Consider the following 22,624-nt stretch of genomic DNA (forward strand, 5'->3'; position numbering starts at 1 on the left):
GCGGATCAGAGCTTCGAGCCCACGTGCTCGGCGAGGTCGACGAGGCGGCAGGAGTAGCCCCACTCGTTGTCGTACCACGACGAGATCTTGACCTGGTCGCCCATCACCTTGGTGAGGCCGGAGTCGAAGATCGACGAGAACGGGTTGCCGACGATGTCGCTCGAGACGATCTCGTCCTCGGTGTACTGCAGGTAGCCCTTGAGCGGGCCCGACTCGGCGGCGGCCTTGTAGGCGGCGTTGATCTCGTCGACGGTGAGGCCGTCGCGGGTCTGCACCGTCAGGTCGGTGATCGAGCCGGTCGGCGTCGGCACGCGCAGCGCGTAGCCGTCGAGCAGGCCGTTGAGCTCCGGCAGCACGAGGCCGATGGCCTTCGCGGCGCCGGTCGAGGTCGGGATGATCGAGAGCGCTGCGGCGCGGGCGCGGCGCAGGTCGCTGTGCGGGCCGTCCTGCAGGTTCTGGTCGGCCGTGTAGGCGTGCACCGTCGTCATGAGGCCGCGCTCGATGCCGAACGACTCGTGGAAGACCTTCGCGAGCGGCGCGAGGCAGTTCGTCGTGCACGACGCGTTCGAGATGACGTGGTCGTTCTCGGGGTCGTACTGCTCGTGGTTGACGCCCATCACGAACGTGGGCGCGGGGCCCTTCGCGGGAGCGGAGAGGATGACCTTCTTCGCGCCGGCCGTCAGGTGCGCGGAGGCCTCCTCGACCTTCGTGAAGCGGCCGGTCGACTCGATGACGACGTCGACGTCGAGCTCGCCCCAGGGCAGCTTCGACGGATCCTTCTCGGCGAAGGCGCGGAAGTCGTCGTCGCCGACGCGGATGTGGCTCTCGTCGAAGCTCACCGGCGCGTCGATCGGCCCGGAGACCGAGTCGTACTTCAGCAGGTGGGCGAGGGTCTTGTTGTCGGTCAGATCGTTGACCGCGACGACGTCGATGTCAGCGCCCTGGGCAAGCGCTGCACGGACGAAGTTGCGGCCGATCCGGCCGAAGCCGTTGATGGCGACCTTCAGAGTCATGGGATGGGTTTCCTGACTGTCGGGGTGGAGAAGAGGCCCCGGGCGACGTGCCCGGGGCCCCGGTCACATGGTGACGTTTCGGGTCAGCGGACGATGAGTCCCGCGGTCTTCGCCTTGGCGGCGTCGAACCGGGCCTGGGCGTCCTGCCAGTTGACGATGTTCCAGAACGCCTTGACGTAGTCGGCCTTGACGTTGAGGTAGTCGAGGTAGAAGGCGTGCTCCCACATGTCGAGCATGAGGATCGGGTGCGCGCCGACCGGCACGTTGCCCTGCTGGTCGAAGAGCTGGAAGACGTTGAGTCGCGAGGCGATCGAGTCCCACGCGAGCACCGACCAGCCGGAGCCCTGGATGCCCGTGGCGTTCGCGGTGAAGTGCGCCTGGAACTTCGAGAAGTCGCCGAAGAACTCGCCGATCGCGGCCTGCAGCTCGCCCTCGGGCTCGCCGCCGCCGTCGCCGGAGAGGTTGTTCCAGAACACGGTGTGGTTCGTGTGCCCGCCGAGGTTGAACGCGAGGTCCTTCTCGAGCTTGTTGACGTTCGTCAGGTCGTCCGCGTCGCGCGCGGCCTGCAGCTTCTCGAGCGCGGTGTTCGCGCCGTCGACGTACGCCTTGTGGTGCTTGTCGTGGTGGAGCTCCATGATCTTCGCGGAGATGTGGGGCTCGAGTGCCGCGTAGTCGTAGGGCAGATCGGGAAGGGTGTAGACGGCCATGGGGCTCTCCTCTCTTGCGCGCGTCGCGCGCCGATTGGTCGGTCTCGATCCTATCCACGGCCCCTGCACGAGTCAGGAGCGCGGATGCCGGGCGTCACACGTCGATGTCCTCCGGCACGGCGGCCTCGGTGTCGGGGATGCCGCGGTCCTGCGCGGCGCGGTCGGCCATCGCGAGCAGGCGTCGGATGCGGCCCGCCACGGCGTCCTTCGTCATCGTCGGGGTGGCGAGGTGGCCGAGCTCGTCGAGGCTCGCGTCGCGGTGCTCGACGCGCAGCCTGCCGGCGTAGGCGAGGTGCTCGGGCACGTCGGGGCCGAGGATCTCGAGCGCGCGCTCGATCCGCGCGCACGCCGCGACGGCCGCCTGCGCGCTCCGGCGCAGGTTGGCGTCGTCGAAGTTCACGAGCCGGTTGGCGGTGGCGCGCACCTCGCGCCGCTGCCGCAGCTCGGCCCACGCCTGCACGGTCTCGTGGGCGCCCATGGTGGTGAGCATGCGCGAGATCGGCTCGCCCTCGCGGATGACGACGCGGTGCGTGCCGCGCACCTCGCGCGACTTCGCGGGCACGCCGAGCCTGCCGGCGGCACCGACGAGCGCCATCGCCGCCTCGTTGCCCGGGCAGGCCACCTCGAGCGCCGCGGAGCGCCCCGGGTCCGAGAGCGTGCCCTGGGCGAGGAAGGCGCCGCGCCAGACGCCCGCGAGGTCCTCGAGCGAGCCGGTGGTGACCTTGTTGGGCAGGCCGCGGACGGGCTTGCGCCGCGCATCCATCAGCCCCGTCTGCCGCGCGAGGGTCTCGCCCTCGGCGATGACCCGCACGAGGTAGGCGCCGCTCGAGCGGCTCGACGATGAGGACGAGATGCGGGCGATCTCGGCCTTCACGCCGTAGAGCTCGAGGATGCTGCGCGCGAGCCTCGCGGCGGCGGCGGCGGAGTCGAGCTCGCTCTCGACCGCGACGCGGTTCGAGATGACGTGCAGGCCGCCGGCGAAGCGCAGGAGGGTCGCGACCTCTGCCGCCTTCGTCTGGGGTCGCGTCACGCGCACCCGCGCGAGCTCCTCCTTGACGTCGTCGGTCAATGCCACGCCTGCTCCCTTCGTCATTCGCGCCCCAGGTCTCGATGCTTCACGGCCACGCGCAGCCCGGGCGTGCCCGACAGCCGCGAGGCCAGGTGCTCGGCCATCGCCACCGAGCGGTGCTTGCCGCCGGTGCAACCGACGCCCAGCACGGCGTGCAGCTTGTTCTCGCGCGCGAAGCCGGCCAGCACCGGCCGCAGCGCCTCGAGGTAGCGATCGGCGAACTCCGCCGCGCCCTCCTGCTCGAGCACGTAGTCGGCCACGAGCTGCTCGGTGCCGTCGTGGCCCCGCAGCTCGGGCTTCCAGAACGGGTTCGGCAGGAACCGCATGTCGGCGATCAGGTCGGCGTCGACGGGGATGCCGTACTTGAAGCCGAAGCTCATCACCGTCAGCGTCACCTCGAGCTCGCCGCCGGGCGCGAAGCGCTCCCCCACCCGGCGCGTCAGCTGGTGGGGGTTGAGGCCGGTCGTGTCGAGCAGGTCGTCGGCCATGCCGCGCAGCGCCTCGAGGCGCGTGCGCTCCATGCGGATGCCGTCGAGGATCGTGCCGTCGCCCTGCAGCGGGTGGGGCCGGCGCACCTGCTCGTAGCGGCGCACGAGCTCGGCGTCGCTCGCCTCGAGGAAGAGCACCCGCACGGAGTGCTCGGCGCGCAGCATCTCGACGAAGCGCTTCGCGTCGTCGAAGAGGGCGCCGCCGCGCACGTCGACGACGATCGCGAGGCGGGACTCGGTGGATGCGCTGGTGGCGGCGGTGCGCACGAGCGCGCGGAGCATGGTGGGCGGCAGGTTGTCGACCACGAACCAGCCGAGGTCCTCGAGCGCATTGGCGACCGTGGTGCGACCCGCGCCGGACATGCCGGTGATGATCACGATCTCTCTTGCGTTCACGGTTCCGATTCCTGTCGCTGGGGTTCGGCGACCATCGTATCGGCGCTGAGCGCTCGCGCCACGGCCAGCGCGAGCGCCGGCCCGACCCCCGCCACCTCCTGCAGCTGCTCGGGGCTCGCCGCGCGCACGCGCTTCGCCGAGCCGAAGTGCTTGAGCAGCGCGCGCACGCGCAACGGCCCGAGCCCAGGGATGCCGCTCAGCTGCGACTCGATCGCGCTCGAGCGCTTCTGCCGCTGGTAGCCGATCGCGACGCGGTGCGCCTCGTCGCGGAGGCGCTGCACGAGGTAGAGCGCCTCGCTCGAGCGCGGCAGGATCACCGGGAACTCCTCGTCGGGCAGCCACAGCTCCTCGAGCCGCTTGGCGATGCCGGCGAGCGCGACGCCCCGCACGCCCGCCTCGTCGAGCGCGCGCTTCGCCGCCTGCACCTGTGGACGGCCGCCGTCGACGAGCAGCAGCTGCGGCGTGTAGGCGAACCGCGACCCGGTGTCCTCCGGGTCGCCCTCGACGAGGTAGCGCGCGCGGCGCGTGATGATCTGGTGGATCGAGTCGGTGTCGTCGGTCGTCTGCGCGATCGCGAACTTGCGGTACTGGTCCTTGCGCGGCAGCCCGTCCTCGAACACCACCATCGACGCGACGACGCCGGTGCCGCCGAGGTGCGAGACGTCGAAGCACTCGATGCGCAGCGGCGCCTCGCTCATGCCGAGCGCCTCCTGCAGGTCGGCGAGCGCCTGCGAGCGGGTGACGTAGTCGCTCGTGCGCTTCGTGCGGGCCACCTGCAGCGCGTGGGCCGCGTTGACCGCCGCGGAGTCGGCGAGCCGGCGCTTCTCGCCGCGCTGCGCGACGCGCACCGCGACGCGCCCGCCGAGCCCCTGGTCGGCGCGGCGGTCGGTGAGCCACGCCTCGAGCTCGTGCACGCTCTCGGGCTGCTTCGGGAAGAGCACCTCGCGCGCGGGCGGGTCGCCCGTCTCGTAGGCGATGCGCAGCACCTGGGTGGCGAGCTCGCCCTCGGTGAGGTCGATCTCGGTGTCGACCACCCACGACTTCGTGCCGCGGATGCGGCCGCCCCGGACCGCGAACAGGTGCACGGCCGCGCTCAGCTCGTCGTGCACGAGGCCGAAGACGTCGGCGTCGACCTTGTCGGAGAGCACGACGCTCGTGCGCGCCAGCACCGTCTCGAGCGCCGAGAGCTGGTCGCGCAGGCGCGCGGCCCGCTCGAACTCGAGCCGCGCGCTCGCGCGCTGCATCTGCTCCCGCACCCGGTCGACGAACTCCTGGTCGCCGCCGTTCATGAAGGCGACGAGGTCGTTGGCCGTCGCACGATGCTCCTCGAGCGTGACGCGCCCGACGCACGGCGCCGAGCACTTGCCGATGTCGCCCAGCAGGCACGGCCGGCCGGTGCGCTCGGCCCGGTCGTAGACCGACTGGCTGCACGAGCGCATCGGGAAGGCCTTCAGCAGCAGGTCGAGCGTCTCGCGGATCGCCCAGACCTTCGTGTAGGGCCCGAAGTAGCGCGCCCCGCGGATGCCGCGGTTGCGCGTGATGAGCGCCCGCGGCACGTCGTCGCGCATCGTCACGGCGAGGTACGGGTACGACTTGTCGTCGCGGAACTGCACGTTGAAGGGCGGCTCGTACTCCTTGATCCAGGTGAACTCGAGCTGCAGCGCCTCGAACTCGCTCGCGACGATCGTCCACTCGACGCGCACGGCCGTCAGCACCATCCGGCGGGTGCGCTCGTGCAGCGTCTCGAGCGGCTGGAAGTAGTTCGCGAGCCGCTGCCGCAGGTTCTTCGCCTTGCCGACGTAGAGCACGCGCTCGTGCTCGTCGCGGAAGCGGTACACGCCGGGCGCGGTGGGGATCGTGCCGGGCGCCGGCTTGTACGCGACCGTGCGCGAGCCGGGGGCGCGGCTCATCGCACTCCCGCGCCCAGGATCTCCTTCAGGAAGCCGCCCGTGTGGCTGGCCTCGACCTCCGCCACCTCCTCGGGGGTGCCGGTCGCCACGATGGTGCCGCCCCCGGAGCCGCCCTCGGGACCGAGGTCGATGATCCAGTCGGCGCTCTTGATCACGTCGAGCGAGTGCTCGATCGTGAGCACCGTGTTGCCCTTCTCGACCAGGCCGTCGAGCACCTCGAGCAGCTTCCGCACGTCGTCGAAGTGCAGGCCCGTGGTGGGCTCGTCGAGCACGTAGATGGCGCGGCCGGAGGTGCGGCGCTGCAGCTCGGTCGCGAGCTTCACGCGCTGCGCCTCGCCGCCGGAGAGCGTCGTCGCCGACTGCCCGAGCCGCACGTAGCCGAGGCCGACGTCGACCAGGGTCTTCAGGTAGCGGTGGATCGACGAGATCGGCTGGAAGAACTCGGCGGCCTCCTCGATCGGCATCGCCAGCACGTCGGCGATCGACTTGCCCTTGTAGTGCACCGAGAGCGTGTCGCGGTTGTAGCGAGCGCCGTGGCACACCTCGCACTCGACGTAGACGTCGGGCAGGAAGTTCATCTCGATCTTGAGCGTGCCGTCGCCCTGGCACGCCTCGCAGCGGCCGCCCTTGACGTTGAAGGAGAAGCGGCCGGCGAGGTAGCCGCGGGCCTTCGCCTCGGAGGTCTCGGCGAACAGGTTGCGGATCTTGTCGAACACGCCCGTGTAGGTCGCGGGGTTGGAGCGCGGCGTGCGGCCGATCGGCCCCTGGTCGACGTGGATCGCCTTGTCGAGGTGGCCGAGCCCGGTGACGCGCGTGTGCTTCGCGGGCACCTGGCGCGCGCCGTTGAGCGCGTTGGCGAGCACCTTGTAGAGGATGTCGTTGACGAGCGTCGACTTGCCGGAGCCGGAGACGCCCGTGACGGCGACGAACACGCCGAGCGGGATGTCGACGTCGATGCCCTGCAGGTTGTTGGCCCGCGCGCCCTCGATGCGCAGCTTGCGGCCGGGGTCGAGCGGCCGGCGGCGCTCGGGCACCGGGATCGACTCGCGCCCGGCGAGGTAGGCGCCGGTGAGCGACGTCGGGTGCTCGAGCAGCGACTCGTAGGTGCCCGAGTGCACCACCTCGCCGCCGCGCTCGCCCGCGCCCGGGCCGATGTCGACCACCCAGTCGGCGGTGCGGATGGTGTCCTCGTCGTGCTCGACGACGATGAGCGTGTTGCCGAGGTCGCGGAGCGTCTCGAGCGTGCCGATGAGCTTGCGGTTGTCGCGCTGGTGCAGGCCGATCGAGGGCTCGTCGAGCACGTACAGCACACCGGTGAGGCCGGCGCCGATCTGCGTGGCGAGGCGGATGCGCTGGGCCTCGCCGCCTGAGAGCGTCGCGGCCGCGCGCGAGAGCGACAGGTAGCCGAGCCCGACGCGGATGAGGAAGTCGAGCCGCGCGCGGATCTCGCGCAACACCGCGGCCGCGATGTGCGCCTCGCGCTCGTCGAGCTCGAGGCCGTGCATGTACGCGTGCGCGTCGTCGAGGCTCATGTCGGCGACGGTGGCGATCGAGCTGCCGTGCACGAGCACGCCCAGCACCTCGGGGCGCAGGCGCGCGCCGCCGCACTCGGGGCACGGCACCTCGCGCAGGAACTCGCCGTGCTTCGACCGCGCCCAGTCGCTGTCGGCCTCGGTGTGCTTGCGCTGGATGTAGGGCATGACGCCCTCGTAGCCCGACGCGTACTTCAGCTGCCGGCCGTAGCGGTTGCGCCACTGGACCATGACGTTGCCCTCGGTGCCGTGCAGGATGACGTGGCGCACGTCGCTGTCGAGGTCGCGCCAGGGGGTGTCGAGCGAGAAGCCCATCTCGCGCGCGAGGCCGCCGAGCAGCCGCTCGAAGTAGGTGTAGAGCCCCTTGCCCGACTGCGTCCACGGCAGGATCGCGCCCTCGCGCAGCGACAGCGCCTCGTCGGCGATCACGAGGTCGGCGTCGGCGGCCATGCGCGTGCCGATGCCGGTGCACTCGGGGCACGCGCCGAACGGGGCGTTGAACGAGAAGGTGCGCGGCTCGATCTCGGTGAGCGCGACGGGGTGCCGGTTCGGGCACGAGAGCTTCTCGCTGAAGGTGCGGCGCCGGCCCTCGTCGTCCTCCTCGAGGTCGACGTAGTCGATCGTCGCGAGCCCGTCGGCGAGCCGCAGGGCGGTCTCGAGCGAGTCGGTGAGGCGCGTCAGCATGCCGGGCTCGGCCACCAGCCGGTCGACGACCACGGCGATGTCGTGCTTCTGCTGCTTCTTGAGCGCCGGCGCGTCGGCGAGCTGCACGAGCTCGCCGTCGATCACGGCGCGCGAGTAGCCGGTGGCGACGAGGTTGCGCACCAGGTCGACGAACTCGCCCTTCTTCTGCTGGACGACCGGCGCGAGGATCTGGAAGCGCGTGCGCTCGGGCAGCTCCATGAGCTCGTCGGCGATCTGCTGCACCGTCTGGCGCTGGATGCGCTCGCCGCAGACGGGGCAGTGCGGCACGCCGATGCGCGCCCACAGCAGGCGCATGTAGTCGAACACCTCGGTGATGGTGCCGACCGTCGAGCGCGGGTTGCGGTTGGTCGACTTCTGGTCGATCGACACCGCCGGGCTCAGCCCCTCGATGAAGTCGACGTCGGGCCGGTCGACCTGGCCGAGGAACTGGCGCGCGTAGGCCGACAGCGACTCGACGTAGCGGCGCTGCCCCTCGGCGAAGATGGTGTCGAACGCGAGCGACGACTTGCCGGAGCCGGAGAGCCCCGTGAACACCACCAGCGCGTCGCGCGGGATGCGCAGATCGACGTCCTTGAGGTTGTGCTCGCGCGCGCCGCGCACGTGCAGCTCGGAGGTGTTCGTGGTCCTGGTCGTCACCCGACGAGTCTACGAGCGGCCACCCACACGGCGGCCCGTGTTCGCGCTCGGCTCATCCCCCGACGGCGTCCCTGCTCACCCCTCGATGCGCCCGATCGGCTCGTCGAGGGCCACCGACGCGCCCTCCTCGGCGAGGCGCCGCAGCGTGCCCGCGCGGTGCGCGGCGACGCGCGTCTCCATCTTCATCGCGTCGACGACGGCGACGGCCTGGCCGGACTCCACCGCAGCCCCGTCCTCCACGAGCCATCGCACGAGCGTGCCCGGCACGGGCGCCGTCACCGCCGAGGCGTCCGCGGCCGGCGCGGCGGGCTCCGCGGCCGACGCCGAGCCGCCGGGCGCCGCGAGCAGCCCGTCGGGCAGCCCGAGCACGACGCGGCGGCCGTCGACCTCGATCGCCACGCGGCGCAGCCGGGCGCCGGGGGCGGGCGCGGGCCGCAGCTGGGGCTCGAGGCGCGGCATGAGGTCGGCCTCGATCCACTGCGTCGAGACCGCGAAGCCCTCGGTCGAGAAGGCGGGCTCGTCGAGCACCGCCTCGGCGAACGGCGCCACGGTCGCGACGCCCACCACCTCGAGCTCGCGGAGCGCCCGGCGCATGCGCACGAGGGCGGCGTCGCGGTCGGGCGCGTGCACGATGAGCTTCGCCGCGAGCGAGTCGAACGCCGCCTCGACGCGGTCGCCGGCCTCGACGCCCGCGTCCCAGCGCACGCCGGGGCCCGCCGGCGCCCGCAGCGCCTCGACGAGGCCCGGGCTGGGGAGGAACCCGCGACCCGGGTCCTCGGCGTTCAGCCGCAGCTCGATCGCGTGGCCCGACGGCGCGGGCGTCTCGCGGATCGACGGGCCGAGCCCTTCGGCGATGCGCAGCTGCTCGCGCACGAGGTCGACCCCGGTGACGGCCTCGGTGACCGGATGCTCGACCTGCAGCCGGGTGTTCACCTCGAGGAACGAGATGGTGCCGTCGGCTCCCAGGAGGAACTCGACCGTGCCCGCGCCGCGGTAGTCGACGGCAGCGCAGATCGCGCGCGACGCGTCGTGGATGCGGGCCCGCTGCGCGTCGGTGAGACCGGGCGCGGGCGCCTCCTCGATGAGCTTCTGGCTGCGCCGCTGCAGCGAGCAGTCGCGGTCGCCGACGACGACCACGCCGCCCGCGCCGTCGCCGAGCACCTGCGCCTCGACGTGCCGCGGCCGCTCGAGGTAGCGCTCGATGAAGCACTCCCCGCGGCCGAACGCCGCGATCGCCTCGCGCGTGGCCGAGCCGAACGCATCCGCGACCTCGTCGATGGTGCGCGCGACCTTCAGGCCGCGGCCGCCGCCGCCGAACGCCGCCTTCACGACCACCGGCAGCCCGTGCTCGCGCGCGAACGCGACCGCCTCGTCGGCGTCGGCCAGCGGCCGGTCGGTGCCGGCCGCGAGCGGCGCGCCCGCCTCCTGCGCGATGCGGCGCGCCGTGACCTTGTCGCCGAGCGCGTCGATGCTCTCGGGCGTCGGCCCGATCCACGTGAGGCCCGCCTCCTCGACGGCGCGCGCGAACGCGGCGCTCTCGGAGAGGAAGCCGTAGCCCGGGTGCACCGCGTCGGCGCCGGCGGTGCGGGCGGCCGCGAGCAGCGCGTCGATGCTGAGGTACGTCTCGGCGGCGGTCGTGCCCTCGAGCGCGACGGCCTCGTCGGCGTGCCGCACGTGCATCGCGTCGACGTCCTGGTCGGCGTACACGGCGACCGAGCGGTAGCCGGCCTCGGCGCAGGCGCGCGCGATGCGCACGGCGATCTCGCCGCGATTGGCGATCAGGATCTTCTCCACGTCGTCCTCCTGGTCAGTGGGGCGGCGCCGCGATGCGGAACCGGATGCGGGCGCCCGGCGGCAGCTGCCCGGCGAGGTCGAGGTCGCGGTCGACGACCGCGCCGATGATCGGGTAGCCGCCCGTGAGCGGGTGGTCGGGCAGGAAGAGCACCGGCTGGCCGTCGGGCGGCACCTGGATGGCGCCGGTCACCGCGCCCTCGCTCTCGAGCTCGCCCTCGCGGGAGCGCTCGAGCGGCGTCGCGCCCTCGAGGCGCACGCCCACCCGGTCGGAGCGCGGCGTCACGAGCCACTCCTGCTCGACGAGCGCCGCGAGGGCGTCGTCGGCGAACCAGTCGGTGCGCGGGCCCAGCACGATGCCGAGCTCGACGACGTCGCCCGGGCGGGGCAGGCGGATGCGGGGGGCCCGGGTGCGCTCGACCGCTGCGGTGCCGCCGGCCGGGCCGTGCAGGGGCAGCGCGTCCCCCGCTGCGAGCGGCGCGGGGCCGAGCCCGGCGAGCGTGTCGGTCGCGAGGCTGCCGAGCACCGGTTCGAGGGCGATGCCGCCGCGGATGGCGATCATGGTGCGCAGGCCGTCGCGGAGGCCCCCGATGCGCAGCTCGTCGCCGTCGTCGACCGCGACGGCACGCTCGGGCTCGACGGCGTGCGGGCCGTGCGGCGTCTCGAGCGACGCGTCGGCGTGGGCGCCGGCGAGCGCGGCCACGGCGGGGCCGCGGAACCGCAGCACCGCTCCCCCGCCGGCGAGCTCGAGCCCGGCGGTGCCGGGCGGGTTGCCGACGGCGCGGTTCGCCTCCCGCAGCGCGCCGCGGTCGGCGGCGCCGGAGGCCGAGACGCCCTGGGCCGCGAGGCCGGGCCGGCCGAGGTCCTGCACGAGCAGCTGCACGCCGGGCCGCACGACCTCGACCGCGTGGGCGGCCGTGACGGCGTCGCGCTGCGGCGCCGCGGGTGCGGCGAGCTCGCGGTCGACGCGCTCGAAGCGCACCGCCGTGCCGGGCGCGAGCAGCGCGGGCGGGTCGCGGTCGAGGTCCCACATCTGCGCGTCGGTGCGGCCGATCAGCTGCCAGCCGCCCGGGCTCTCCTTCGGGTAGACGCCCGAGAAGCGGCCCGCGAGGGCCACGGAGCCGGCGGGGATGCGCGTGCGGGGCGACGGACGGCGCGGCACGTCGAAGAGCGGGTCGTCGCCGACGAGGTAGCCGAAGCCGGGCGCGAAGCCGGTGAAGGCGACGGTCCAGGTGGCCGCCTGGTGCCGAGCGACGAGCTCGTCCTCGCTCACGCCGAGCACCTGCGCGACCTCGGCGAGGTCCTCGCCGTCGTAGCGCACCGGGATCACGACGGAGCCGAGGCCCGCTGCGCGCGACTCCTCCGGGGCCACCGCGAGCAGCCGCTCCGAGAGCGCCCGGGCGTCGACGAGCGTGGGGTCGAAGCGCACGAGCACCGTGCGCGCGGCCGGCACGAGCTCGGTGACGCCGGGGAGCCGGGCGGCGACGAGCGCCGGCAGCAGCCGCATGGCCTCGTCGAGGTCGGCCGCCTCGAGCAGGAGCGCCGTGTCGGCGGCGGGCAGCACCCTCACCGCCGAGCCCCCTGCGCCGCGCTCACAGCGCGTACGCCGCGTCGGGCACGTCGGTGATGAGCATGTGGCCGGGCGCGTGCGTCAGCGCGAACGGCGGGCGCGAGGCCATGATCGCCGCCTGCGGCGTGACGCCGCAGGCCCAGAACACCGGCAGCTCGCCGTCGCGCAGCTCGGGCGCATCGCCGAAGTCGGGCGCGCCGAGGTCGGCGATCCCGAGCGACGCCGGGTCGCCGACGTGCACGGGCGCGCCGTGGACGGCCGGGAACCGGCCGGAGATCGCCACGGCGTCGGCGACGCGCGCGGCGGGGATCGGCCGCATCGACACCACGAGCTCGCCCCGCAGGCGACCCGCAGGCGCGCAGTCCACAGAGGTGCGGTACATCGGCACGTTGCGCCCGAGCTCCTGGTGGCGGATCGGGATGCCGGCGTCGGCGAGCCCCGCCTCGAAGGTGAAGGAGCAGCCGATCAGGAACGAGACGAGGTCCGGGTGCTCCTCCCACACGGCCGACGCATCCGTGGTCTCCTCCGCGAGCTCGCCGTCGCGCCAGATGCGGTAGGCGGGCAGGTCGGTGCGCAGGTCGCTGCCCGGCGCGAGGCTCGACTCGGTGCGGCCGGCCTCCAGCACCTCGAGCACGGGGCACGGCTTGGGGTTGCGCTGCGCGAACAGCAGGGTCTCGAACGCCCAGTCGGCCGGCACGGCGATGAGGTTCGCCTGCACGAGCCCGTGCGCGACGCCGCTCGTCGGGGCGACGGCGCCGCCGCGGTAGGCGGCGCGCGCCGCGCGCGCCTCGGCGAGCTGCGCCTCGGAGGCGCGCGCGCTCATCGCGCGCCCCCGGCGAACGGGGCGATCGTGACGCCCGCCGCCTCGAGCGCCGAGCGGGTGGCCTCGGCCATCGCGATCGCGCCCTCGCTGTCGCCGTGCACGCAGATCGACTCGGCCCGCACGGCGACGTCGGTGCCGTCGACGGCGCGCACGACGCCCTCCTGCGCGAGCCGCACCATCCTGGCCGCGACGAGCGCCGGGTCGTGCAGCACCGCGCCGGGCTCGGTGCGCGACACGAGCAGCCCCTCCGGCGTGTACGCGCGGTCGGCGAACGCCTCGGCCGCGGTGGCGATGCCGGCCCGCTCGGCGACGTCGAGCAGCACGCCGCCCGCGAGGCCGAGCAGCACGAGCGAGGGATCGATCGCGCGGATGGCGTTGACGACGTCCTGCGCCTGGCGCTCGTCGCGCGCGATCGCGTTGTAGAGCGCGCCGTGCGGCTTCACGTAGACCGTGCGCCCGCCGACCGCCGACGCGAGCGCCTGCAGCGCACCCAGCTGGTACTCGACCTCGGCCTGCAGGGTCGCCGAGTCGACGTCCATCGGCAGTCGGCCGAAGCCCTCGTAGTCGCGGTAGCCGGGGTGCGCGCCGATCGCGACGCCCTGCGCGACCGCGGCCGCGAGGGTGGCGCGGATGCCTTGGGGGCTGCCGGCGTGGAAGCCGCAGGAGACGTTCGCGCTCGTGACGACGCGCAGCATCGCCTCGTCGTCGCCGACGACCCGGTCGGGCACGTTCTCGCCCAGGTCGCTGTTGAGGTCGATCGTGGTCATGCCGCTCCTCCCGCTCAGACGCCGACGCCCAGGAAGGCGAAGATCGGCCCGATGGACATGATGCCCATGTAGAGGCTGAGCAGCGTCGCGAGCGTGCCGACGATCAGCAGCCAGCGCGGGTAGCGGTAGCCGCCGAGCACGTCGCGCTGCCGGAACCAGCCGATGTACATGAAGATCGCGAGGCCGATCGGCAGGATGAGCCCGTTGAAGCCGCCGACGAAGACCAGGATCGCCGCGGGCGCCGTGCCGATGAGGAGGTAGACGATGAGCGACACGACGATGAACGCGACCGTCGCGAGCTGCAGCGGCCAGCCCGAGGCGAGGCGCTTCGAGAAGACCGACATGAACGTCGCAGAGGTGAACGCCGCGCCGATCACCGAGGTGATCGCGGCAGCCCAGAAGATGAAGCCGAAGATGCGCAGGCCCGCGTCGCCGAGCACGACGCCGAACGCCTGGCCGGCCGGGTTGGCGGCCTGGCCCGAGAGGTCGAGGGTGACGCCCGACGCGACCACGCCGAGGATGGCGAGGAAGAGCACGTAGCGCATCACGCCGGTGACGAGGATGCCCTGCATCGATGCGCGGTGCACGCCCTGCACGTGGTCGGGGCCGACGAGGCCCGACTCGAGGTAGCGGTGCGCGCCGGCGTAGGTGATGTAGCCGCCGACCGTGCCGCCGACGATGGTCGTGATCGTGGCGAAGTTCAGCTCGTCCGGCACGAACGTCTGCCGCAGCGCGTCGCCCACCGGCGGCTGCGACGCGATCGCGACGGCGACGGTCATGACGATCATGCCGATGCCGAGCACCATGACGACGATGTCGACGACGCGGCCCGCGCGCTTGAAGAGGAAGATGCCGATCGCCAGGAGGCCCGTGAGCAGGCCGCCGATCTTCGGGTCGAGCCCCAGCAGGGCGTTGAGGCCGAGGCCGCCGCCCGCGATGTTGCCGATGTTGAAGGCGAGGCCGCCGATGATGATGAGCACGCCGAGCACGTGGCCCGAGTAGGGCAGGGCGCTGTTCGCGAGGTCGCCGGCGCGCTTGCCGGAGACGGTGATCATGCGCCAGATGTTCATCTGCACGGCGAAGTCGATGAGCACCGAGGCGAGGATCGCGAACGCGAACGCCGCGCCGAGCTGGGCGGTGAAGGTCGCGGTCTGCGTGATGAAGCCCGGGCCGATGGCCGAGGTCGCCATGAGGAAGATGGCGCCGAGGATCGGGCCCCTCCGGCTCTTCGCGAAGGCCTTGGCCCTCGTGCCCGCGTCGGCCTCGCCGGCGGTCGTGTGGTGTGCGTCGGTCATCGGATCCCCATCTCCGTCGAAGGGCTCTGCTGCGCGGGGCGCGCAGACCAGAGCGTAGCTTCCGTAGGACATCGTCGCAACGATTGTTGAACAATCCGGGTCCGGAATGTTTCGTCCTCGTTGCATCGCGCCGTAGCATCCGACTATGAGCGACCACGGGACGACCCTCGCCGACACCCTGCGCGAGCAGATCATCCAGGGCGCGTTCGCGCCCGGCGAGCGGCTCTCCGAGGCGTCCCTCGCCGACCGGCTCGACGTCTCCCGCAACACGCTCCGCGAGGCGTTCCGCGTGCTCGCCCAGCACGGGCTCGTCGAGCACGTGCCCCACCGCGGCGTCTCCGTCGCCTCCCCCACGACCGCCGACGTCATCGACATCTACCGCGCGCGCCGGCTCATCGAGGGCGGCGTGCTGCGCGAGGCGTCGGCGCTGCACCCCGGCGTGACCGCCATGCGCGCAGCGCTCGAACGGGCCGAGGATGCGCTGGGCCGGGCCGACTGGACGGTCGTGGGCAGCGCCAACATGGCGTTCCACGCGGCGCTCGTGTCGCTCGCCGACAGCCCCCGCCTGACGCGCGCGCACGACCAGCTCGCGGCGGAGCTGCGCCTCGCGTTCCTCGCGATCGACGACCCTGAGTCGCTGCACCGCCCGTTCGTGGCGAAGAACCGCACCGTGCTCGAGGCGCTCACCGACGAGGGGCCCGCCCGCGCCGCCGAGGAGCTCGAGCGCTACCTCGTCGACTCGGAGCGGCGCGTGCTGGGCGCATACTCGCGGATGGGGCGGCGGTGAGTTGAGCGGATAGCTCGCCCCCTCGGCCCGGGACGGGCCTCGGCGTGCGGCGAGGAGGCGGCCCGAAAGGGCCGCCTCTCTAGCTCGCCGCGCGCATCTGCCTCAGGTCGCGCTTCAGGTCGTGCAGCTCGTCGCGGATGCGTGCCGCGAGCTCGAACTTCAGCTCGCCCGCCGCCTCGGTCATCTGCGCCGTGAGGTCGGCGATGATCGCCTCCAGCTGCGCCGGCCCGTCGAGATCGGAGCGGTCGCGCGCGAGCCTCGGCGTCGGCGCACCGCGCTTGGTGCCGGCGAGCAGCTCGTCGGTGTCGGCCTGCTCGCGCGAGAGCACCTCGGTGATGTCGGCGATGCGGCGCCGCAGCGGCGTCGGGTCGATGCCGTGCTCGGTGTTGTACGCGACCTGCACCGCGCGCCGGCGGTCGGTCTCGTCGATCGCGAGGCGCATCGAGTCGGTGATGCGGTCGGCGTACATGTGCACCTCGCCCGACACGTTGCGGGCGGCGCGGCCGATGGTCTGGATGAGCGAGGTCGACGAGCGCAGGAACCCCTCCTTGTCGGCGTCGAGGATCGAGACGAGCGACACCTCCGGCAGGTCGAGACCCTCGCGCAGCAGGTTGATGCCGACGAGCACGTCGAACACGCCCTGCCGCAGCTGCGTCAGCAGCTCGACGCGCCGCAGCGTGTCGACGTCGGAGTGCAGGTAGCGCACCCGCACGCCCGCCTCCGTGAAGTACTCGGTGAGCTCCTCGGCCATCTTCTTCGTCAGCGTCGTCACGAGCACGCGCTCGTCGCGCTCGGCGCGCACGCGGATCTCCTCGAGCAGGTCGTCGATCTGGCCCTTCGTGGGCTTGACGACGAGCTTCGGGTCGACGAGGCCCGTCGGGCGGATGATCTGCTCGACGACCGTGTCGGCGAGGCCCATCTCGTACTTGCCCGGCGTCGCCGACAGGTAGACCTTCTGCGGCGTGCGCTCGAGGAACTCGTCGAACTTCAGCGGCCGGTTGTCGAGCGCGCTCGGGAGCCGGAAGCCGTGCTCGACGAGCGAGCGCTTGCGGCTCGCATCGCCCTCGTACATGGCGCCGATCTGCGGCACGGTGACGTGCGACTCGTCGATCACGACGAGGAAGTCGTCGGCGAAGTAGTCGAGCAGGCAGTGCGGCGGCTCCCCCGGCCCGCGTCCGTCGATGTGGCGCGAGTAGTTCTCGATGCCCGAGCAGAAGCCGATCTGCTCCATCATCTCGAGGTCGAACGTCGTGCGCATGCGCAGCCGCTGCGCCTCGAGCAGCTTGCCCTCGCGCTCGAGCTCCTTCAGGCGGCCGTCGAGCTCGTCGCGGATGCGCTCCATCGCCCGGTGCATGCGCTCGTTGCCGGCCACGTAGTGGCTGCCGGGGAAGATCGACACCGCGTCGTGCGTCTCGAGCACCTCGCCCGTGAGCGGGTGGAGCGTCGACAGCGCCTCGATCTCGTCGCCGAAGAGCTCGATGCGGATCGCGTGCTCCTCGTACATCGGGATGATCTCGATCGTGTCGCCGCGCACGCGGAAGGTGCCGCGCGTGAACGCGACGTCGTTGCGCTGGTACTGCATCGCGACGAACCGGCGCAGCAGCGCCTGGCGGTCGACGCGCATGCCGACCTGCAGCGCCACCATCGCCTCGAGGTACTCCTCGGGCGTGCCGAGGCCGTAGATGCAGGAGACGGTCGAGACGACGATGACGTCGCGCCGCGACAGCAGCGCGTTCGTCGCGGAGTGCCGCAGCCGCTCGACCTCGGCGTTGAGCGAGGAGTCCTTCTCGATGAAGGTGTCCGTCTGCGGGATGTACGCCTCGGGCTGGTAGTAGTCGTAGTACGAGACGAAGTACTCGACGGCGTTGTTGGGCAGCAGCTCGCGGAACTCGTTGGCGAGCTGCGCGGCGAGCGTCTTGTTGTGGGCGAGCACGAGGGTGGGCCGCTGCACCTGCTCGACGAGCCACGCGGTGGTCGCGCTCTTGCCGGTGCCCGTCGCGCCGAGCAGCACCACGTCGGTCTCGCCGCGCCCGAGCGCGTCGGCGAGCTCGCGGATGGCCTTGGGCTGGTCGCCGCTCGGCTGGTACTCGCTGATGACCTCGAACGGCCGCACGGCACGGGTCGGTTCCATGCCTCCAGCCTACGAGCGGCCGCCCACAGGCTCCTGCGAGAGCCGCCGCCACAGCGCATCGGTCTGCGCGACCGTCGCATCGAGGTCGCCGCCGGTGTCGATCACGACGTCGGCGATGGCGAGCCGGCGCTCGTCGCTCGCCTGCGACGCGACGCGAGCCCGCGCATCCGCCTCCGTCATGCCGCGCAGCGCCACGAGCCGCTGCACCCGGATGTCCTCGGGCGCGTGGGCGACGACGACGAGGTCCCAGGGGTCGTCGGGGCGCGCCTCCACGAGCAGCGGCACGTCGTAGACCACGACCGCCGCGGGGTCGGCCTCGAGCGCCGCGCGGAACCGGCGGCCCGACTCGGCCGAGACGGCCGGGTGCACGATCGCGTTCAGGCGGCGGCGGGCCGCGTCGTCGGCGAACACCACGGCGCCGAGCGCCGCGCGGTCGAGCGATCCGTCGGCGCGCAGCACCTGCGGGCCGAAGGCCTCCGCGATCGCGGCGAGCACGGGCTCCCCCGGCTGCTGCAGCTCGCGCACGACGGCATCCGCGTCGACGACGACCGCGCCGAGCTCGGCGAGGCGGCCGGCGATGGTGGACTTGCCGGAGGCGATGCCGCCGGTGAGCGCGACGAGGGGCATGGCAGCAGTCTCCCACGGCGTTTCCTGAGTCAACCTCAAGCGTTCCCTGCGCCGCGGCGTCCGCGCCTGCTGAGGCGCCCGCCGTAGCGTCACGAGCGTCCCAGGGAAGGAGGCGCCGTGATCGCCCTCCGACGCATCGCCATCGCGACGCTCGCGCTGCTCGCGGCCGCCGCCGCGGTCGCCGCCGTGCTCTGGGCAGCCGCGCTCGCCGGCCTCGCGCACCCCGTCGTGCTCGCGACCGGCGCCATGCAGCCCTCGTACGCGGCCGGCGACCTGCTCGTCACGACGCGCGTGCCCACCGCCGACCTCGCCGAGGGCGACGTCGTCAGCGTCCCGAGCGGCGGCACGCTCGTGCCCGAGCGGATCGTCGCCGTGGAGGCGCTCGCCCCGGGTTCGTGGAGCCTCACCACGGCGGCGGACGCCACCGAGCGCGTCTCGGAGCACCGCGTCGGCGCGGAGGCCTGGGCCCCGACGCTCCGCGTCCCCGGCATCGGCGCCGTCGCCGCCTCGGTGCTGGAGCCGAAGCTCGGCCTCCCCCTGCTCGCCGCGGTCGGGCTCCTGCTCGCCGTGGTCCTGTTCGCGAAGTCGCCGGCGGCGCCGCCGGCGCGCCGGCTCGTGTGAGCCGGGATCGACCCGCCCGACGAGGAGGTGGTCTCCGTGAGGACCGCAGAAGGTAGCATGACCGCTGTCGCACCCAAGAGCGCGATGCGAGACCTGGGAGGCCCCGTGGACGAGGACGTCGCCGTCGTCATCGAGGATGGCGAGGACATCCGCGAGCTGCTCGCGCAGGTCCTCACGCAGGGCGGGTTCACCGTCCACACCGCCGCCGACGGCGCCGCGGGCGTCGAGCTCGTGCGCGAGCACGACCCGATCGTCGTGACGATCGACGTCAACATGCCCAGCATCGACGGCTTCGAGACCGCGCGCCAGATCCGCAGCCTGACGACCGCCTACCTCGTGATGATCACCGCGCGCGGCGACGAGATCGACACGCTCGTGGGCCTCCAGACCGGTGCCGACGACTACATCGTGAAGCCCTTCCGGCCCCGCGAGCTGCGGGCCCGGATCGAGGCGATGATGCGCCGTCCCCGTGCGATCGCGTCGACGCATCCGTCTCCCCCGCCGTCGGCGCCGCAGCCGCCGCAGGGCTGGGGCCAGGGCGTCTCCGACCACACCGGCCCCCACCAGGTGGCGCCGAGCCCCGCGCACGCGTCGTCGGCCCCCTGGGGCGAGGACGAGCCGGGCGTCGCCCCGCTCGTGCACCGCGGCCTGCGGCTCGAGCCGGGCGCGCGCGTCGTCGAGCTCGACGGCGCCGAGGTCGAGCTGACGCGCAGCGAGTTCGACATCCTGCGCATGCTGCTCGGCTCCGGCCGCCGCGTCGTCAGCAAGCTGCAGCTGGCCGGCATGCTGCGCGGCGAGCGCGGCGAGCCCGACCACTTCCTCAGCGAGCACGACGCACGCGCCATCGAGGTGCACGTCGCCAACCTGCGCCGCAAGCTCGGCGAGTCGCCCTCGGAGCCCCGCTGGATCGAGACCGTGCGCGGCGTCGGCTACCGCCGCACCGCCTGACCCAGCGCCTGATCGGTCTCGTCGTCCTCACCGGCGACCACGACCGTCACGTCGTCGCTCGCCATCGCGCGCCGCGCCGCCGAGCGCGCCGCCTCGATCAGCGCCTCGCGGTCGTAGCCGGTGATGCTCGTGAGGCTCACGCCCATGCCGATCGGCGGCACGACGGGCACGCCCGCCGTGCGCATCTGGTCGAGCATGGCGCGGTGCATGCGCGCGGCGAGCTGGCGCGCGTCGGCGGGCGACGAGGGCTGGAAGGCGAGCATCAGGATGCCGTGATCGTCGGTGCCGAGCGCCGCCGTCGTCGGCGACAGGCGGCGCACCGCGGCGCGGGCAGCCTGCCGCACGTGGTCGGCCTCGTCGGCGCCGAAGGCGGTGGCGATCCGCGAGAGCGCGTCGATGCGCACCACGAGCACGCCGAACAGCTCCGCGCGCCGGTTGGCGCGCATGAGCCGGCCGCCGAGCACCCGTGAGAACGACGGCGCGAGCAGCACGCCGTCGGGTGCGATCGCCATGAGCGTCGAATCCTCGGTGCCGCGCAGGCGCACCTGCTCGGCGCGGAGGACGGATGCGACGGTCACGGCGACGATCGACAGGCAGATCGTGGCCACCCCGGCCAGGCCGCTGCTCACCCACTCCTGGAACACCGGGTGCTCGGTGCCGAGCGTGACGGCGCTCACGAGCCGCACCGCCTGGAACACCGATGCGAGCGCGAGCACGACGCCGAGGCCGAGCGCGGTGCGGGTGCGGCGCATCGCGCCCCGCCGGAAGGTCTCGAACGCGCCGAGCGCGCCGAAGGCGGCGTTCGCGGCGAACATCACCCAGGCGCCCGACCAGGCGCCCTCGAGCGGCACGTCGATGAGCGCGGCGAGGAACACGAGCGCCACGGTGGCGCCCAGCACGTAGGCGGGACGCCGCGCGGCCCGGCCGTTGAAGACCCGGCAGCCGAGCCACAGCAGCCCGAGGCACGCGACCCAGGCGGCGTTGCCGATCGCGAGCGGCCACCAGCTGCCCTCGCTCACCGTGTAGACGATGAAGGCCTCGGTGGCGATCATGCCGCCGATGAAGCCGAGCGCCCAGACGCGGCCGGCGCGGTCGTCCTTGCGGACCATCGTCTCCAGCACGAACAGGCCGCCCGCGACGTGCACGACGAGCGCGGTGATGAGGCGGACGGTGTCCGGGTCGAGGGTCATGCCTGCACTCCGCTCCTGCGCAGGGGCAGGCGCACCACGAAGGTCGCGCCGCTCCCCGGCTCGCTCTGGACGGTGATCTCCCCGCCGTGCGCACGCACGAGGTCCCTGCTGATCGTGAGGCCGAGCCCGTTGCCCGGCGCCCGCGCCGTGGCGCCGCGGTAGCGGCGCTCGAACAGGTGCGGCAGCGCGTCCTCCGGGATGCCGGGCCCGTCGTCGCGCACCACGAGCCACGCGTGCTTGTCGTCGGAGGTGACCCCGACCTCGATGAGCCCGTCGCCCGTGTGGTAGTTGACCGCGTTGCCGACGAGGTTGTCGACCACCTGGCGGATGCGGATGGGGTCGATGTCGGCGTGGACCGGCTCGATGCCCGACGTGTCGACGACGATGTTGCGCGCCGCGGCGCGCGGCTCGAGCGCCTCGACCGACGCCACGACGACGGCCGAGAGGTCCTCGCGCACCGGGCGCACGTCGAACCGTCCCGGTCCGTCGGCGGTGGCGGCGAGGATGTCGCCGATGATCACGAGGAGGCGCGAGGCGTTGCGCTCGGCGATCTCGAGGCTGCGGCGCGCCTGCGGCCCGACGTCACCGCCGTCGAGCGCGAGGTCGAGGTGCCCGAGCACGCTCGTGAGCGGCGTGCGCAGCTCGTGCGAGACCGAGGCGACGAGCTCGTCGCGCATGTGCACCGCCGTCTGCTCCGCGGTGACGTCGCGCGTGACGAGGATCGCGCCCGCGTCGGCCCCGTCGACGTCGAGGAGCCGCCGGGCGGTCGACTGCAGCGCGCGGCGGCTCTCCCCCGGCGGGCCGATCCACGACAGCTCGTTCTCGAACGTCTCGCCGCGGCGCGCTCGGGCCGCCGGCGTCATGCCGGGCTCGATGGGAGTCACGCCGTCGGGCCCGAACATCTGCCCGCCCTCACCCACGGCCGTCAGGCGGGCGTTCGCGTCGTTCTCGATCGAGATGGAGCCGTCCGCGCCGATGCGCACGACGCCGAAGTCGACGGCGTCGAGCAGCTCGCTCACGGCATCCTCCTGCCGCCGGGCGCGCTCGACCGCGTGGTCGAGGTACTCCGCCTGCTCGTCGAGCAGCGCTCGCTGCGCCGCGGCCCGACGCGCGCCGACGAAGGCGATGACGGCCGCGGTCACGATCGCGATCGGGCCGAGGTAGATGTGCACGCGGTTCGGCAGGTCGTCGGAGAACAGCAGCGCCGTCCAGAACAGCAGCGAGGAGCCGCCGGCGCCGATCACGAGTCCCCGCCAGCCGCCGACCGTCGCGAGCCAGGTGGCCGGCACGAGCCACAGCAGCCATAGCTCGGACGCGGGATCGGCGATCTGCAGCATGTAGATGGCGACCAGATCGCCGATCGGGATGAGCGCGACCCACGCCGGGTGCACGCGGTTCCAGGGCACGACGAGCGCGGCGACCGTGAGCGCGAAGACGAGCAGCACGCCCGTGAAGAGCAGGTCGGCGTCGGAGACGCCGCCGAGCACGACCACCAGCCCGCACGCGACGAGCGTCGCGGCGGCGAGCAGCAGCTGGTTGACGGCGGTCGCGCGCTCGCGCGTGCGGTCGGGGCGCACCGTGCCGGTGCGCGCTGGGATGACCGCCGCGATCATGGGAT

18 protein-coding genes are annotated in these 22,624 nt (G+C 73.1%); 3 read left to right on the forward strand and 15 right to left on the reverse strand.

Annotation, left to right across the window (positions count from 1 at the left end):
* Positions 1-5: 5 nt before the first annotated feature.
* The 11 genes from gap to MU522_RS11190 all read right to left on the reverse strand — a co-directional run bounded on the left by gap (position 6) and on the right by MU522_RS11190 (position 14,597).
* Positions 6-1,013 (reverse strand): type I glyceraldehyde-3-phosphate dehydrogenase, encoded by a 1,008-nt coding sequence (gene gap / locus MU522_RS11140; RefSeq protein ID WP_146356124.1) that lies wholly within the window; start codon positions 1,011-1,013, stop codon positions 6-8.
* A gap of 83 nt (positions 1,014-1,096) precedes the next feature.
* A complete protein-coding gene (locus tag MU522_RS11145; protein ID WP_246991015.1) occupies positions 1,097-1,720 on the reverse strand; it encodes a superoxide dismutase in 624 nt (207 codons plus the stop codon).
* Between the two features lie 94 nt (positions 1,721-1,814).
* Positions 1,815-2,795 (reverse strand): DNA-binding protein WhiA, encoded by a 981-nt coding sequence (whiA, locus tag MU522_RS11150; protein ID WP_146356128.1) that lies wholly within the window; start codon positions 2,793-2,795, stop codon positions 1,815-1,817.
* Between the two features lie 14 nt (positions 2,796-2,809).
* Positions 2,810-3,673 carry an RNase adapter RapZ gene (rapZ, locus tag MU522_RS11155; protein WP_225792723.1) on the reverse strand — a complete coding sequence of 288 codons (864 nt, stop codon included), beginning with the start codon at positions 3,671-3,673 and terminating at the stop codon, positions 2,810-2,812.
* Entirely contained in the window at positions 3,670-5,583 is a 1,914-nt protein-coding gene (gene uvrC, locus MU522_RS11160) for an excinuclease ABC subunit UvrC (RefSeq protein ID WP_246991017.1), read from the reverse strand. Before uvrC ends, rapZ begins: the two co-directional genes overlap by 4 nt.
* Positions 5,580-8,456, reverse strand: a complete 2,877-nt coding sequence (gene uvrA, locus MU522_RS11165) for an excinuclease ABC subunit UvrA (protein ID WP_146356132.1) — start codon at positions 8,454-8,456, stop codon at positions 5,580-5,582. Before uvrA ends, uvrC begins: the two co-directional genes overlap by 4 nt.
* Positions 8,457-8,531: 75 nt before the next feature.
* Positions 8,532-10,250: a biotin carboxylase N-terminal domain-containing protein gene (locus MU522_RS11170; RefSeq protein ID WP_246991019.1), complete on the reverse strand. Its 1,719-nt coding sequence runs from the start codon at positions 10,248-10,250 to the stop codon at positions 8,532-8,534.
* A 13-nt stretch (positions 10,251-10,263) separates the two neighbouring features.
* Positions 10,264-11,817 (reverse strand): urea amidolyase family protein, encoded by a 1,554-nt coding sequence (locus MU522_RS11175; RefSeq protein ID WP_246991021.1) that lies wholly within the window; start codon positions 11,815-11,817, stop codon positions 10,264-10,266.
* Between the two features lie 22 nt (positions 11,818-11,839).
* Positions 11,840-12,640: a putative hydro-lyase gene (locus MU522_RS11180; RefSeq protein WP_246991023.1), complete on the reverse strand. Its 801-nt coding sequence runs from the start codon at positions 12,638-12,640 to the stop codon at positions 11,840-11,842.
* The gene (locus MU522_RS11185; protein WP_246991025.1) at positions 12,637-13,407 is read right to left on the reverse strand and encodes a 5-oxoprolinase subunit PxpA; all 771 of its coding nucleotides are present in this window, start codon (positions 13,405-13,407) and stop codon (positions 12,637-12,639) included. Before MU522_RS11185 ends, MU522_RS11180 begins: the two co-directional genes overlap by 4 nt.
* Positions 13,408-13,421: 14 nt before the next feature.
* Complete coding sequence (locus MU522_RS11190) at positions 13,422-14,597, reverse strand: NRAMP family divalent metal transporter (protein ID WP_246993539.1); 1,176 nt, start codon at positions 14,595-14,597, stop codon at positions 13,422-13,424.
* 250 nt (positions 14,598-14,847) lie between these two features.
* On the opposite strand from MU522_RS11190, the gene MU522_RS11195 reads away from it, so the two are divergent.
* The gene (locus MU522_RS11195) at positions 14,848-15,489 is read left to right on the forward strand and encodes a GntR family transcriptional regulator (RefSeq protein WP_246991028.1); all 642 of its coding nucleotides are present in this window, start codon (positions 14,848-14,850) and stop codon (positions 15,487-15,489) included.
* Between the two features lie 79 nt (positions 15,490-15,568).
* Here the strand turns inward: MU522_RS11195 and uvrB are convergent, their stop codons facing one another.
* Together uvrB and coaE are read right to left on the reverse strand one after the other, a co-directional pair.
* Positions 15,569-17,620 (reverse strand): excinuclease ABC subunit UvrB, encoded by a 2,052-nt coding sequence (gene uvrB / locus MU522_RS11200; RefSeq protein ID WP_246991030.1) that lies wholly within the window; start codon positions 17,618-17,620, stop codon positions 15,569-15,571.
* Between the two features lie 9 nt (positions 17,621-17,629).
* A complete protein-coding gene (gene coaE / locus MU522_RS11205; protein WP_246991032.1) occupies positions 17,630-18,247 on the reverse strand; it encodes a dephospho-CoA kinase in 618 nt (205 codons plus the stop codon).
* A 117-nt stretch (positions 18,248-18,364) separates the two neighbouring features.
* Here coaE and MU522_RS11210 point away from each other — a divergent pair, with 117 nt between their 5' ends.
* Together MU522_RS11210 and MU522_RS11215 are read left to right on the forward strand one after the other, a co-directional pair.
* Complete coding sequence (locus MU522_RS11210; RefSeq protein WP_246991034.1) at positions 18,365-18,868, forward strand: signal peptidase I; 504 nt, start codon at positions 18,365-18,367, stop codon at positions 18,866-18,868.
* Positions 18,869-18,925: 57 nt separating this feature from the next.
* Positions 18,926-19,816, forward strand: coding sequence for a response regulator transcription factor (locus tag MU522_RS11215; RefSeq protein WP_246991036.1), 891 nt, complete (start codon positions 18,926-18,928; stop codon positions 19,814-19,816).
* Here MU522_RS11215 and MU522_RS11220 read toward each other — a convergent pair.
* Both MU522_RS11220 and MU522_RS11225 read right to left on the reverse strand, forming a co-directional pair.
* The gene (locus MU522_RS11220; protein WP_246991053.1) at positions 19,798-21,006 is read right to left on the reverse strand and encodes a diguanylate cyclase; all 1,209 of its coding nucleotides are present in this window, start codon (positions 21,004-21,006) and stop codon (positions 19,798-19,800) included. The genes MU522_RS11215 and MU522_RS11220 overlap by 19 nt on opposite strands.
* Positions 21,003-22,619, reverse strand: a complete 1,617-nt coding sequence (locus tag MU522_RS11225; protein ID WP_128190116.1) for a HAMP domain-containing sensor histidine kinase — start codon at positions 22,617-22,619, stop codon at positions 21,003-21,005. Before MU522_RS11225 ends, MU522_RS11220 begins: the two co-directional genes overlap by 4 nt.
* Positions 22,620-22,624 lie beyond the last annotated feature (5 nt).

This window comes from Agrococcus sp. SCSIO52902, assembly GCF_022983135.1.
GTDB classification, from domain to species: Bacteria; Actinomycetota; Actinomycetes; order Actinomycetales; family Microbacteriaceae; genus Agrococcus; species Agrococcus sediminis.

Coding starts and splice junctions, on each gene's coding strand:
- MU522_RS11180 (WP_246991023.1), bottom strand. CDS start 12,640: ATGAGCGCGCGCGCCTCCGAGGCGCAGCTCGCCGAGGCGCGCGCGGCG.
- uvrB (WP_246991030.1), bottom strand. CDS start 17,620: ATGGAACCGACCCGTGCCGTGCGGCCGTTCGAGGTCATCAGCGAGTAC.
- MU522_RS11215 (WP_246991036.1), top strand. CDS start 18,926: ATGACCGCTGTCGCACCCAAGAGCGCGATGCGAGACCTGGGAGGCCCC.
- MU522_RS11185 (WP_246991025.1), bottom strand. CDS start 13,407: ATGACCACGATCGACCTCAACAGCGACCTGGGCGAGAACGTGCCCGAC.
- coaE (WP_246991032.1), bottom strand. CDS start 18,247: ATGCCCCTCGTCGCGCTCACCGGCGGCATCGCCTCCGGCAAGTCCACC.
- gap (WP_146356124.1), bottom strand. CDS start 1,013: ATGACTCTGAAGGTCGCCATCAACGGCTTCGGCCGGATCGGCCGCAAC.
- MU522_RS11190 (WP_246993539.1), bottom strand. CDS start 14,597: ATGGCGACCTCGGCCATCGGCCCGGGCTTCATCACGCAGACCGCGACC.
- MU522_RS11145 (WP_246991015.1), bottom strand. CDS start 1,720: ATGGCCGTCTACACCCTTCCCGATCTGCCCTACGACTACGCGGCACTC.
- MU522_RS11220 (WP_246991053.1), bottom strand. CDS start 21,006: ATGACCCTCGACCCGGACACCGTCCGCCTCATCACCGCGCTCGTCGTG.
- MU522_RS11195 (WP_246991028.1), top strand. CDS start 14,848: ATGAGCGACCACGGGACGACCCTCGCCGACACCCTGCGCGAGCAGATC.
- uvrC (WP_246991017.1), bottom strand. CDS start 5,583: ATGAGCCGCGCCCCCGGCTCGCGCACGGTCGCGTACAAGCCGGCGCCC.
- MU522_RS11225 (WP_128190116.1), bottom strand. CDS start 22,619: ATGATCGCGGCGGTCATCCCAGCGCGCACCGGCACGGTGCGCCCCGAC.